The organism is Geodermatophilus marinus, from assembly GCF_003428645.1.
Classification (GTDB): domain Bacteria; phylum Actinomycetota; class Actinomycetes; order Mycobacteriales; family Geodermatophilaceae; genus Geodermatophilus.
Genome location: NZ_QVQH01000013.1, coordinates 1 through 12538 on the forward strand (window position 1 = coordinate 1; position 12538 = coordinate 12538).

12 protein-coding genes are annotated in these 12538 nt (G+C 71.0%); 3 read left to right on the plus strand and 9 right to left on the minus strand.

Features of this window, described 5'->3' with window-relative positions; all coding sequences use genetic code 11:
• Positions 1 to 722 precede the first annotated feature (722 nt).
• The 3 genes from D0Z06_RS14820 to D0Z06_RS14830 all read left to right on the plus strand — a co-directional run bounded on the left by D0Z06_RS14820 (position 723) and on the right by D0Z06_RS14830 (position 3357).
• A complete protein-coding gene (locus D0Z06_RS14820; RefSeq protein WP_117378252.1) occupies positions 723 to 905 on the plus strand; it encodes a hypothetical protein in 183 nt (60 codons plus the stop codon).
• Positions 906 to 1984: 1079 nt separating this feature from the next.
• Positions 1985 to 2296, plus strand: coding sequence for a hypothetical protein (locus D0Z06_RS14825; protein ID WP_113831966.1), 312 nt, complete (start codon positions 1985 to 1987; stop codon positions 2294 to 2296).
• Positions 2293 to 3357: a helix-turn-helix domain-containing protein gene (locus D0Z06_RS14830; protein WP_117378254.1), complete on the plus strand. Its 1065-nt coding sequence runs from the start codon at positions 2293 to 2295 to the stop codon at positions 3355 to 3357. Before D0Z06_RS14825 ends, D0Z06_RS14830 begins: the two co-directional genes overlap by 4 nt.
• A 93-nt stretch (positions 3358 to 3450) precedes the next feature.
• On the opposite strand, the gene D0Z06_RS14835 is transcribed toward D0Z06_RS14830, so the two are convergent.
• The 9 genes from D0Z06_RS14835 to D0Z06_RS14875 all read right to left on the minus strand — a co-directional run bounded on the left by D0Z06_RS14835 (position 3451) and on the right by D0Z06_RS14875 (position 12480).
• Entirely contained in the window at positions 3451 to 4911 is a 1461-nt protein-coding gene (locus D0Z06_RS14835) for an NADH-quinone oxidoreductase subunit N (protein ID WP_113831988.1), read from the minus strand.
• Positions 4912 to 4916: 5 nt separating this feature from the next.
• Complete coding sequence (locus D0Z06_RS14840) at positions 4917 to 6515, minus strand: complex I subunit 4 family protein (protein ID WP_199522329.1); 1599 nt, start codon at positions 6513 to 6515, stop codon at positions 4917 to 4919.
• A gap of 2 nt (positions 6516 to 6517) precedes the next feature.
• Entirely contained in the window at positions 6518 to 8455 is a 1938-nt protein-coding gene (locus D0Z06_RS14845; protein WP_113831970.1) for a proton-conducting transporter transmembrane domain-containing protein, read from the minus strand.
• Positions 8452 to 8769 (minus strand): NADH-quinone oxidoreductase subunit NuoK, encoded by a 318-nt coding sequence (locus D0Z06_RS14850; RefSeq protein ID WP_113800564.1) that lies wholly within the window; start codon positions 8767 to 8769, stop codon positions 8452 to 8454. The genes D0Z06_RS14845 and D0Z06_RS14850 overlap by 4 nt, the downstream gene beginning before the upstream one ends.
• A complete protein-coding gene (locus tag D0Z06_RS14855; RefSeq protein WP_113831972.1) occupies positions 8766 to 9347 on the minus strand; it encodes an NADH-quinone oxidoreductase subunit J in 582 nt (193 codons plus the stop codon). The genes D0Z06_RS14850 and D0Z06_RS14855 overlap by 4 nt, the downstream gene beginning before the upstream one ends.
• Before the next feature lie 10 nt (positions 9348 to 9357).
• Positions 9358 to 10296 (minus strand): NADH-quinone oxidoreductase subunit H, encoded by a 939-nt coding sequence (locus tag D0Z06_RS14860; RefSeq protein WP_117378256.1) that lies wholly within the window; start codon positions 10294 to 10296, stop codon positions 9358 to 9360.
• Positions 10289 to 11593, minus strand: a complete 1305-nt coding sequence (locus tag D0Z06_RS25860; protein ID WP_199522330.1) for a hypothetical protein — start codon at positions 11591 to 11593, stop codon at positions 10289 to 10291. The genes D0Z06_RS14860 and D0Z06_RS25860 overlap by 8 nt, the downstream gene beginning before the upstream one ends.
• On the minus strand, positions 11584 to 11925 hold the full coding sequence (locus D0Z06_RS14870) for an NADH-quinone oxidoreductase subunit A (RefSeq protein WP_113831220.1): 342 nt from the start codon (positions 11923 to 11925) through the stop codon (positions 11584 to 11586). Before D0Z06_RS14870 ends, D0Z06_RS25860 begins: the two co-directional genes overlap by 10 nt.
• A gap of 177 nt (positions 11926 to 12102) precedes the next feature.
• On the minus strand, positions 12103 to 12480 hold the full coding sequence (locus tag D0Z06_RS14875) for an ArsR/SmtB family transcription factor (RefSeq protein WP_113831221.1): 378 nt from the start codon (positions 12478 to 12480) through the stop codon (positions 12103 to 12105).
• Positions 12481 to 12538 lie beyond the last annotated feature (58 nt).

Here is a 12538-nt window from a genome sequence, read left to right on the forward strand (position 1 = left end):
CTACCACCGCCGCCGGCGGCAACGCCGCCTGGGCCGGCTCACCCCGGTCGAATACGAGACACTCACCCACGCCGCAGCAGCGGCCTAACCCCTACCGAAGAGAGTCAACCGGACTGGGGGCAGTCCCATGGCTGCGACCAGCCCGGCGAACGCCCCAGCACCCATGCTGGCCATTGCAGCATATGTCGGCATGAGTTCCCATGCCGATCCGTCGGGCGTGTCGCAGATCGGTGGGTCGTGATGGCGCCGCCCGCCGGAGCATGACAGCGCCTCACAGGCGAGCCGTCCGGGCGACCGCGTTCCCGCGTCAGCCCGGGTGCTGGCGGCTACGTGTAGCGACTTAGCCAGCGACATCTGTACGGAACAGACATGCCCGCACCTGACGGAGCGCACCTGATCGACTCGGTCGTAGTCGAGTCTTTCAGCTGGTCAACCCTCAATGGGCGCGGAGATGAGGTGTGAACAGCAAGCTTACTTGCGGATAGGGTCTCCACCTCCCGCGCAGCGCAACGGCATAATCAGCGCAACGGCATAATCAGGGTTTCAATTGCACCCAGGCACCTTGGACGCGGACGTCGGGTGACCGGAGCGGCACCTGGCCTGGATGTTCATGTGCCGCACAAGATCGAAGCCTCATCGCCTCCCAGGTCGCTGGATAGTGGCCCACGGTCGTTCTCGGGAGTCCTCGGGTCCTGGAGCTCTCGCTGCCCGGTACTCCATCCGTGCACGTCCAGGTTCGGGGGGACGACGAGCTGTGGGCCACCACCCCGGTGCCGCCCCCCGCCACCGCGCTCCCCTGGCGAGCCGACGACGCTCATGCTCGCCAGCGCGATATACCCTGCCTCGGGTTGCTGGCGATGAACGCCGCCCCGGCCAGCGGCGAGTACCTCGACGCCCTGCGGTGACTCGTGGCCACTCGTCCGCATGACAGAACGCGAGTCCAAACGTTCCCACGCGACGACGTCGCCGGGCTGAAGCAGAAGACCTGGTTGGGGACCCCTTCCTTTGGACGTGGGTCGCCGTCAGGAGACAGCTGTCCGGCTTGAGAGCCGAAGACGGTTCCCCGCTGGGGTCGGCACTGCGATACGTCAAGGTACTCGTGGTGCCGCTCACTGTCAGGTGGACCGATGCGCATGCAGGAGGAGGAGCCACCCGCGGCCACACAGATGCCACGCGGTGCGCTGGCTATGACGGAGGGTGGTCGACCTATGGCCCTCCCGTCTTCGGTGACGGGACTGCGATCACCGTGCCGCCGTGGGCGCAGGTGACCACGGATGAGCGGGGTCCCTTTCGATCCAGCCGTCCCACGCCCCTGTAAGAGAAAAATGGGGGTTTGATGGGGCTCTAGGGCTTAAAGGAGGCTAAGGCTGCCACCTGACCTGCGGTGTTGCTCCCCCGATTGGACTCGAACCAATAACCCTGCGATTTGATCTTGAGGCGATTGCTCGCGTTGGCACGCGTTGAACACGCAGGTCAGATACGGTGCGGAGCGTTGGCTGCGACGGTTGCGAGCGACTGGTTGCGAGAGTATTGGGTGCCTAAAGAGTGCCTGTCACAGTGGCTCGCCGGCAGCTTCGATCACCGGGTCCGGCGCCTCGGTGGGCCGCCGAAGATCCACTCTTCGCCACTGACTTCACCCCTTCCTCGACGGGTGTCCCACCGGGGCAGCGTGACACCCCGCGCGGCTGACATCCCGTCGTCGCGATCGAGACAGAAGCAGAGTTCCTCGTAGCCACTCCCCCACGGACCAACGAAACCCCACGACGCGACACGACTCGCCTCGACCGGAGCTTCGCTAGACATCTGATCCATCGCCGCCGGACCCGACTTTTCGGCGGGGTGTCACCAAACGGCTCCGAAAAGCGCCTTCTCCCGGTGAGAGCAACTACTCACCAGCGGAGCAGGGATGTGCGGTCAGCCGAGACGACGGACGGCGGCAGCCCCTGCGCTGGCACCGTCCCACGTCTCCCCTGCTTGCTGCGGCGTGCTGCAGGACCTCGTCGACTGCTACAGCGGCGACACCCACCGTCTGCTCACCGACCTGGCCGACGTCATCGGCGCCAGCATCGCCTACGTCGACCGGCCCACCGTCGAAGCGCACCTCGAGCGGCCCCTGTCCGACCGGGAGTGGGCCGTCACCGCCCAGCAGTTCACGGCCATGGCCTTCGACGACCACGTCGGAGACGCCGGCAGCCTGCGCACCGACTGGATCGAGGACGTCCTGGGCAGGGCCGGCGTACCCGGTCGTGGCCACACCGGTCAGCCCGTCGCCGCATCTCCATTGGCCGGGGCATGAGCGCCACCCGTACCTGCCCGGCCTGCGGCTACAGCAGCACGTACGCCAGCGACGCCCTCGCCGACCTTCACCACGCGCGCCATTCCTGTGCGAAGCACCAGCGGGCCACCGAGCGAACACGTCGCCGTGTCCAGCGCGCTCAGAGCCGGGTGAGGCGGGACTGCACCCATCCGCGTGCTCGGCATGTGCACGGAACCCGTGCCGCCTATGTCAAGGACCGCTGCCGATGCACCGACTGCACCGCCGCCAACACCGCGTCCGGCCGTGCCGTGCACCGCGCGCAGACCTTCGGCCGCTGGCGGCCGTTCGTGGACGCGGCCCCGGTGCGCGAGCACCTCCGCGCGCTACGGGCCGCCGGCATCGGCGTCGAGCAGATCGCCATGCTCGCCGGCCTCTCCACCAGCCACGTCCGCGAGCTGGCCAACCCCGGGCGCGACGGCAACCCAGGCATCCGGCGGGTCCGGCCCGAGACCGCCCACCAGGTCTTACGCGTTCGCGTCGACGAGGCCAATCGTGCACCGCGCAGTCACGTCGGCGCCACGGGCACTCGTCGCCGGCTGCAGGCCCTGATCGCCATCGGATGGCCCCACGACGAGCTGGCCGCCAGGCTCGGCCGAAACTCAGCTGGTCTCCGACGCAGCATGCTCAGCGACGCCGTCACCGCGCGAACCGCCCAGGACGTCACCGCCCTCTACGAACAGCTGTGGAACCTCCGCCCACCACACTCCACCGACGACCAGCGCGCCGCCGCCGACGCCGCCCGCGCCTTCGCCGCCGAACGCGGCTGGCTGCCACCTCTGGCCTGGGACGACATCGACACCGACCCAGAGCCTCAACACCACGCTCGGCGCGTAGAGAAGGACGACGACCTCGACGAGATCGCCATCGAGCGCGCCCTCGCTGGCGACGGCGTCCGCCTCGAGCACCTGACCCTCGCTGAGCAGGACGAAGTCGTCCGGCGCCTCACCGAACGCGGCGAGTCCATCCGCGACATCGCCCGGCAGCTTGCCACCACCAAACGAACCATTTCCCGCCGGCGCGCATCCATCAACGCCGCGTGATCATGTGCGGCACGGCGTCGTTGAGGGGCAGCGCCGGCACGGCCGCCGCCCTGTACGGCACGCCATGAACTCCGGCGACCGGGTGGCGGACAGTCAGCCCGGCAGGAGAACAGCGAGCCAGACGCCCGACCAGATGCCGAGAAGCAGGGACGCGACGGCGGCCGTATGGAGAACGACGACCGGCTCGAGCACGACACGCTGCACCGTTCCCGCGGAGGTGCCCGGCCCCGTCCCCCGGGCAGCCGCCGTCGTGCTTTCGCTGGCGGCGACTCCCGTAGCGGCGGGAGCGATCCAGCGCAAATAGTAGAAGAGGCTCGCTACCGTGTTGATGGCTGCTACGACCACCAACCAAGCAAGCCCGCCATCCCAGGCCGCCGCGAAAACGGCGAGCTTGCCGACGAAGACCGCCGTGGGTGGAGTGCCGACGAGGCCGAGCAGGCAGACGACGAGGCTGACGACGAGCCATCGGTGGCGTCCGACCGCGGTCGCCCAGTCGGTGATCGTCCGGGCCACCGGGACCGCCGCGACGGCGGCGAAGGCGCCGATGTTGGTCACCGCGTAGCCGGCCAGGTAGATCGCCAGGGCCGGAACGGCGAGATCGGTGCGCGCGGCGACGGCGACGACCATGAAGAGGTAGCCGACCTGGCTGACCGTGGAGTAGGCCAGCAGGCGGAGTACGTCGGTCTGGTTGAAGGCGGCCAGGTTGCCCAGGGTCATGCTGGCCGCGGCGATGACGGCGACCAGGAGTGGCACGTCGAGCGGGACGTCGGCGAAGGGCTCGGCGAGCAGCCGGAAGGCCGCTGCCACCGCGCCGATCTTCGGGATCGTGGTGATGTAGGCGGCCATCGGCGGAGTGGTGCCGGCCGTGACGTCGGGAACCCAGAAGTGCACCGGGACGGCACCGGCCTTGAAGGCGACCCCGGCGAGCACGCCGAGGACGCCCACCGCGAGCAGCGCCGGCGATGCCTCCGGGAGCTGCGCGGCGAGGTCGGGGTATCCGGTTGTACCGGCGGCGAGCACAAGGGCGGCGACGCCGACCAGCATCAGCACGCCCACGAAGGCGCCCATCAGGTAGTACTTCATCGTCGCCTCGACACCTGCGGGGTCCTTGGCGAAGCCGGCCAGCGCGTACAGCGGGACGCTGGCCAGCAGATACGCGGCGACGAGCAGCAGCAGATCGCCGCTGGCGGCCAGCGCAATGCTGCCGAGCCCGCCGAGCAGCATGAGGACGTAGGCCTCGGTCTCCCGCGGATGTCCGGCCAGCGAGGCCGATGCCAGCCAGACCAGGACAGTCACACCGAGCGCGACCACGATCCGGACGACGCCGGTGGTGGTGTCAACGACCCAGGTGCCCTCAAACACCCGCTCCGCCGGCTCGGACAGCGCGACAGCAGCGGCGATCGCACTGGCCAGGCAGGCGGCGGTGACCAGGAGCCGGACCCGCCACTGCCGGTGCTGCGGGGTCCAGAGGCCCAGCAGCAGGCCGCCGACGGCGCCGAGGAGCAGGAGCAGTTCGGGGAGCAGGGCGAGCACCCGCTCCCCGCCGCCGGACATGCCGGTCACCGGCCCACCAGCTCCACCACCGCCATGGCGGCCGGCTCGAGCACGTCCAGCAGGGCACGCGGGAGCAGGCCCAGTACCAGCGCGAGTACGAGGAGCGGGACAACCGATGCCACCTCGTGACCGCGCAGGTCCTGCATCCGGGTCGCTGTCCGCGGCTGGACGGCGGTCGCCGTCGTGCCGTCCGCACGGTCCGGACGCGGCCCCTCCGCCGGCTTGTCGGGGTCTGTCTCGGATGGGACGACGGTGTCGCCGGTGAAGAGCCGCTGCAGGGCCAGCAAGAAAAGTCCGGCGGTCACGAGAATGCCGACGACGGCGATCACCGTGGCCACCGGCGCGGCCTGAAGCGCACCGGTGAACACCTGAAACTCGGCGATGAACCCGGAGAAGCCGGGCAGCCCCAGGGAGCCGAACGCGGCGACCGCGAAGCAGGCGGCGAAGACCGGCGCCGGCCGGGCCAGTCCACCCCACCGGTCGAAGGCGTAGGTGCGTCCACGGGACCACAGGACGCCGCTGAGCAGGAAGAGCGCGCCGGTGAGCAGGCCGTGGCTGACCATCTGGTACATCGCCCCGACCGTGGCCACGGTCCGTGCCCCCTCGTCGGCGGAGGCGACCAGGCCGGCTGCGCCCAGTCCGAGCAGCACGTAGCCCATGTGGTTGACCGAGGTGTAGGCGATCATCCGCTTGACGTCGGTCTGGGCCAGCGCCACGAACGCGCCCCAGAGCACGCTGATCACCCCGACGACGGCGGCGACCATGGCCCACCGCTGCCAGGCGTCGGGGAGGATCGGCATGGCGATCCGCACGAACCCGTAGGTGCCGAGTTTGAGCAAGATCCCGGCGAGGACGGCGGACCCGGCGGCCGGTGCGTCGGTGTGCGCGTCGGGCAGCCAGGTGTGGAACGGGAACAGCGGCGTCTTCACCGCCAGCCCCAGACCGATCGCCAGCAGGACCAGCCCTCCGGCGACCGGGGAGTCCGCGAGCGGCGGGTTCGCCGCCAGCGCCACCATGTCGAAGGTGCGCTCCTCGCTGCCGAGGAACAGCCCGATGAAGCCGACGAGCAGCGCGAGTGACCCGATGAAGGTGTAGAGGAAGAACTTCAGCGCGCTGCGCCGGGCGTTGCCGTGACCCCAGCCGGCGATGACGAAGTACATCCCGACGATGGACAGGTCGAAGAAGACGAAGAACAGGATCAGGTCGAGCGAGGCGAACGTGCCCATGCACGCGGTCTGGAGGAAGAGGAACAGCGCGGCGTAGGTGTGCGGCCGGTCCGGTTCGCGGAGTGAGTAGATGGCGCAGGCCAGGAACAGCACCCCGGTCAGGGCCAGCAGCGGCAGGGAGAGCCCGTCGACGCCGACGTGGTAGCCGGCGTCGACGGTGGGGATCCACTGCAGGTCGGCCTCGTACGCCAGGCCGTCGACGACGCCCGAGGCGCCCTCCCCTGGCTCGAAGCCCCACCACATCCAGCCGACCAGCGCCAGGTCGACGGCGGAGGCAGCCACCCACACCCCGATCGCCGCGCGACCGGGGACCCTCGGGACTGCCAGCAGCACACCAGCAGCCAGCAACGGCAGGAAGATCACGACGGTCAGCAGCACGACTACCTCACCACGAGCAGGAGGACGAGCAGGAACCCCAGACCGACGACGGCCTGGGCGTAGTACTGGTGCAGCAGCCCCGTCTGCGGACGGCGAGCAGCGCCCCCCGCGTGGCGGAACGCCCGCGCCATGCCGCGGACGGCGCCGTCCACCACGTCGGTGTCGATGCGCGCGGAGCCGGCCGCGGTGCGGCGGGTCGCTGCGGCGACGCCGGACACCGCGCCGCCCAGGACGCCGTCGTCCGCCCGGGATGCCATGCCGGCGAGCCGACGGGCGCCGAGGGCCACCCCCACGACCGCCCGGTCGATCACCCTGTCGTCCACGGTGGCCAGCGCCCGGGCTAGCGCCATCGCCGGTCGTGGCGAGAGCAGCCGTCCCAGCCCGGCCCACGACGCAAGCGGCCCCCGGGAGAGCTGCTCCGTGACGGCAGGGCGGGCCCGGACCACGGCGACGGTCAGCCCCAGGGCCACCAGCGCGAGCGCCCCGGAGAGCAGCAGCTCCCCCAGCCCCGGGGACGGCTCCCCTCCCACATCCAGGACCGCCTTGAGTTGCTCTGCCACGGCCGGCAGCGCGAGCACACCCAGCCCGGCGGCGAACACGGCCAGCACGCCGGCCACGACCGTGGTCAGGGCCGGGACGCGCCGGGTGCCCGGCTCCTCCTCGTCGAACGCCTCGTCCCCCGCCGGCCTGGCGAGGACGACGGCCAGGATCCGACCGGCGTAGACCGCCGAGACCGCGGCGGCGGCGAGGCCGACGATGTTCAGCGCGGTCCCGTCGACACCGGCGAGTACCTCGTCCTTGGTGGCCCACAGCGATAGCGGCGGCACGCCGGCCAGCGCGAGGGCGGCGACGGTGGCCGCTGCCCCGATCCCCGGATACCGACGGGCGGCGCCACGCAGGCCGGCCAGCTGCTTGGTGCCCAGCGCGGTGAGCCAGGCCCCGGCGGCGACGAACAGGCCGGCCTTGACCGCGGCGTGCGCGACCAGCTGGGCGGTGCCGCCAGCGGTGGCACCCACCCCGGCGGCGAGGACGACGAAGCCGATCTGCGCGGCGGTGCTGGCCGCGAGCAACTGCTTGAAGTCGGTCTGCGCCACGGCCACCGCACCCAGGACCAGCGCGGTCATCGCCCCGGCCCACGCCGCCGCCGTCGCGGCCCAGCCGGTCGCGGCGAAGAGCGGCTGCATCCGGATCAGCAGGTAGCCGCCGGCGGCCACCATCGTCGCCGAGTGCAGCAGCGCGCTCACCGGGCTCGGTCCCTGCATCGCCGCCGACAGCCATCCGGAGAAGGGCAGCTGCGCGGACTTGCCGAGTGCGGCGACCAGCAGGCCGGCGGCGGCCACGTCCGCCCAGCCGCCGCCCGCAGTGTCCAGGTCTGCCAGCACCAGGCTTCCGGGCGCGGCCAGTGCCGCCCCGGCGGCGACGTACAGGCCGAGGTCACCGGCCCGGGTGGTCACGAACGCCCGGGTGCCGGCGGCCAGCTTGCCCGGCTCGTCCCAGTGGTAGCCGATGAGCGCGTAGGAGGTCGCGCCCATCACCTCCCAGGCCAGCAGCAGCGCGGGCAGGGTGGCCGCGGTGACCGTGGCCAGCATGGCCGCGACGAACAGCAGCAGGTAGCCGAAGAACCGCCCCCGAGCGGCATCCGCCGGCAGGTCCACGACGGCGAACACGGTGACCAGCAAGGCGATGCCGGCCACCAGGACGACGAGCACGGCGGAGAGCCCGTCGACGACGAGGCGCAGATCCCCGCCCTCGACGATCCCGAGGAACGGCATGGAGACGCTCGGTCGGGCAGCCGCCACCAGGATGGCGAGGACGATGGCGACGCCGGTGGCACCAACGGCGACCGGACCGGCGGCGCGGTCGGCCCGCCGACCGGTAGCCAGCAGCCCCGCGCCAGTCAGGGCGGGAAGCAGCGCCAGGGCGCCGAGGACGGCGCTCATCCGCGCAGGTCCGACGCCATGTCGATCATGTCGAGCTGTCGAGCTCGGTAGAAGGCGACGGTGACGGCGAAGCCCATGGCCATCTCCACCGCCATGACCACCAGGGCGACGACGACCAGCACCTGGGCGTCGGGCAGCTCCGGCGCGAGGAAGTACCAGGCCGCTCCCCCGGCCAGCAGCACACCGTTGAGGACGAGTTCGAGGCCCATCATCACCATGACGATCGTCTGCTGGGACAACGCCCCGAACAGCCCGACACCGATCAGGCCGGCGGCGACGGTCAGCACGATCTGCAGCACCAGCTCGGCGGTCATCGGCGCAGTCCCCCGGACACCGGGTCATCCGGGCGCTGCGAATCCAGCCGCGGGCCGAAACGGTCGTAGCGGCCGCGCGCGGTGGCCAGGACGGTGCCGGCCAGGATCGTGGCGAACAGCCCGATGCCGATCACCAGCATGACGAGCATGTGGCTGCCCATGATCGCCTCACCGAGCTGGCGGGTGCTGTCAGCCGGGCGGGAGGTGTCCCGGGTCGGCCAGTCGATCGTCCAGATGCCGACGACGAGGACGACGAACGCACCCGCACCCGTCACGGCCGAGCCCTTGGCGTTGTGCACCATCGTCATCGGCATAAGCCCGGCCGGGTTCATCATGAACATGATCATGAAGACGGCCATGATCGCCATCTCGATCGTCATCATCAGCGCGGTCACGACGGCCAGGTAGACCAGGTCGAGGGCGAGCAGGATGCCCGCCACGGCGAGGAACGACGCCAGCAGGGCGAAGGTCGCCCGTGCCATCGAGTCGACGACGAAGACGGCGACCCCCGCGGCGACCGACAGGACCCCTAGGACGGCGACGGCCGTGATTGCCCAGCCGGAGAGATCGCTCAGCATCGGCTCCTCCTCACGCGTAGAACCCGTTCAGGACGAGGACGGCGACGACCAACGCCTGCAGCAGCGTCAGCGGGACGAGGACCATCCAGCCGACCTCCACCGTGCGGTCGGGCCGCAGCACCGGCATCCGTCGTCCCACCCAAACCAAAGCAGCGACGACGGCCAGCGTCTTCAGCAGGTGCCACAGTGGGCCGGGCAACCAGGGGCCGGAGTCGCCCCCGAGGAACAGCGCCGCCGCCATGGCCGCGCTCGCGCCGAGGAAGACGGCACGACCGGCCTCCACCAGCAGCCGGTCCACCCCGGACAGTTCCGAGGTGACGCCGCCGGCGATGTCGGCTGCGGCGGGTGCGGCGAACGGCCCCCAGAAGGCGAAGGCCGCGGCGCTGGCCACGAAGATCACGAAGGCGACCGGCATCGTGACCACGAACCACAGGCCCTCCTGCGCGGCCACGACGTCCGTCGTGCGCAGTGAGCCGGCCGCCAGGCCAGCCGTGATGAGCGCGAACATCAGCGGCAGCTCGTAGGCCAAGCCCTGGGCGAGGAATCGGTATCCACCGGTCAGCGCATGGACGGCGTTCGGGCCCCAGCCGACCAGCCACACCGCCGCCCACAGCAGTGCCTCCATGGCGTTGAACCACACGAGATCGGCGCTGGTCGACCACAGGGTCCGGCCAGCCACGGGTACCACCGCCAGAGACAGCAGCGCCAGTGTCGGCACAGCGACGCAGCCGATCCGCCACAGCAGCCGATCCGCCGCCAGCGTCGTCCGCCGCTGCTCGACCAGCAGACGCGCGCTCGAGCGGATCGGCTCGACAGCGGCCCCCGATGCGCCGAAGACGACGACGCGGTCGACCACCGCCACCACGAGACCGAGGACAAGTCCCAGCCCCACGACCCCGAGGACCGCCGGGGCCAGCCCCCACGCCTCCGCCAGAGTCTGCTCAGGCATGCAGGTGCTCCGGAGCCGACACCGCGGACACGGGGCTGAGGTCGAGGCTGGCCACGAGGAGCCGGGCGCTCCCGACTTCCGCGCCCTCCACCAGAGCCGCGACCTCGTCCAGTGACATCGCGGGCAAGTCCTCGACCGGCTGCCCCGACGCCATGTCGCACCAACGCCTGACCCGGTCCAGGGCGTCTCCCCCGGACCCGCGCCTCCCAATGCCCCCGGCCGTCCACGCCAAGGTCCGCGAACGGCTCACCCGCCGCGCCACGGCCTTAGCGAGCCGTTGCGCCTCATCTCGATCGGCCCCTTCGGCTACCCCGTCCCGGGCGCGGCGCGCGTCTCGGGCGGCGGTCGGCCAGCCGGCCACGTCCAGGAAGCGGGCGAGCCGGTCGAGTGCGGCCCCCTGGGAGTCGGACTGCTGTTGAGCGGCTGGGAGGATGCCGGCGTCGAGCCAGGTCAGCTCTGCAGAAGTGAGGACGTCACCCTGCAGCTCCGCCCGCAGGACCAGCCCCGTCGGCCAACCCGGCAGCACTGGCCCGAGCGCCACCTTGAGGACATCGAGTTCGAGGCCGTCCCGATCGGGGCCTGTCATGGCCATGGGCAGCCCGGCGACCTCACCACCGTGGTGCATTCCGTGGTCCATGCCCTCGTGACCACCACCGCCGTGGTCCATGCCCTCGTGACCACCACCGCCGTGGTCCATGCCCTCGTGACCACCACCGCCGTGGTCCATGCCCTCGTGACCACCACCGCCGTGGTCCATGCCCTCGTGACCACCACCGCCGTGGTCCATGCCCTCGTGACCACCACCGCCGTGGTCCATGCCCTCGTGACCACCACCGCCGTGGTCCATGCCCTCGTGACCACCACCGCCGTGGTCCATGCCCTCGTGGCCGGCGTGGCCCATGCCCTCGTCGTGGGCGTCCTCGTCCTCGTCGTTGCTAAGCAAGGAGGCCGGCGACGGCCGACCGTCCTCCTTCGTTCCTGATTCGGCCGGCCGGACCAGCGCAGCTCGGCCCTGGTCCAGAGCGACGGCAACGTCACCGGTGCCCTGCACTTCCACTCGGCGCCGCGGCTCGGGGACCTGGCTCCACAGCACGTCGACGGCTTCTGCAAGCTCCGGTCCGGGTTCGCCGAGGACGACCAGCAGGTCGGTGTCCGCAGGTGACACGGCGCACGGCCAGCCGCGCCGGTCCAACTCGGCCTCGACGGACCACCGGAGCGTCGTCGCACCCGGGGCGTCGACGAGCAGCACCCGCGGCCTCGCCAGCGCCCAGTTCCGCACTCGGGCGATCAGGTCCATCGCAGCGCACCTTCACGCCAGACGTAGGTGACACCGACGAGCAGCACGGCGAGGAAGCCGAACATCTCGACGACGGCCGTCGTCCCCATGTCCGCGACCACGACCGCCCACGGGTACATGAAGATCATCTCCATGTCGAAGGCCAGGAAGAGGACCGTGACCGCGTACCACCGCGCGTGGTAGCGAGACACGGCGTGCTGCTGTGGAAGCAGGCCTGACTCATACGGCAGCACGGCGGCGGGCCCCCGGGCGGTGCGCAACGCCGCCGACAGCGCGTACAGCCCGACGATCCAGGCCACGACCAGGACGGCCAGCGAGAGCAGCGCAACCATGGCGCTCTCCTCCCCTCAACGGAGATGCCGTTGGGAATGGCCGGTGCCGGGCGGCGGATACGACAACGTCATCCGGACGACCGTCCGGGTGTGCCCGACTGTAGGGGTGGTCGGAGATGTTCGCGCGGCGACGATCACCCTGCCTTGGCCGCCGCGCCAGCCTCGACACACCGACCGTTAATCGTCGTCGGGCGCCGCTTCCGAGAGGACGACCAACTGGCGGAGACAGTGCTCCCGCAGCGGCTCGGGAAAGCCCTCGGCCAGGCGGTAGTACACGACGCGACCCTGCTTCCGGTTGGTCACCAGTCCCGCCGTGCGAAGCAGCCGCAGGGCATAGCCGACGGCGTCCTCGTTGGCCTCCAGGGCCAGAGCCAGGTCGCCGACGCAGAGCTCCTCGACCATGTCGAGCGCGAATAGCACGCGGGCCCGGGTGGGATCGGCCATCAGGCTCAGCACGCTGGTCAGCTGGGCGGCTTCTTCCCGGCTGGGCAGCCGGGCACGGGCGTGCGCGACACGTTCCGGGTCGACCGGATGGGCGTGGTCAGGTTCGGACATCGAGAAACACCTCCAGGCCGCTCATACCCGTACGGGTCTGCGGGTACCGCCGGAATCG

Coding starts and splice junctions, on each gene's coding strand:
- D0Z06_RS14835 (WP_113831988.1), bottom strand. CDS start 4,911: ATGTCCGGCGGCGGGGAGCGGGTGCTCGCCCTGCTCCCCGAACTGCTC.
- D0Z06_RS14875 (WP_113831221.1), bottom strand. CDS start 12,480: ATGTCCGAACCTGACCACGCCCATCCGGTCGACCCGGAACGTGTCGCG.
- D0Z06_RS14830 (WP_117378254.1), top strand. CDS start 2,293: ATGAGCGCCACCCGTACCTGCCCGGCCTGCGGCTACAGCAGCACGTAC.
- D0Z06_RS14860 (WP_117378256.1), bottom strand. CDS start 10,296: ATGCCTGAGCAGACTCTGGCGGAGGCGTGGGGGCTGGCCCCGGCGGTC.
- D0Z06_RS14845 (WP_113831970.1), bottom strand. CDS start 8,455: ATGAGCGCCGTCCTCGGCGCCCTGGCGCTGCTTCCCGCCCTGACTGGC.
- D0Z06_RS14870 (WP_113831220.1), bottom strand. CDS start 11,925: ATGGTTGCGCTGCTCTCGCTGGCCGTCCTGGTCGTGGCCTGGATCGTC.
- D0Z06_RS25860 (WP_199522330.1), bottom strand. CDS start 11,593: ATGGACCTGATCGCCCGAGTGCGGAACTGGGCGCTGGCGAGGCCGCGG.
- D0Z06_RS14855 (WP_113831972.1), bottom strand. CDS start 9,347: ATGCTGAGCGATCTCTCCGGCTGGGCAATCACGGCCGTCGCCGTCCTA.
- D0Z06_RS14850 (WP_113800564.1), bottom strand. CDS start 8,769: ATGACCGCCGAGCTGGTGCTGCAGATCGTGCTGACCGTCGCCGCCGGC.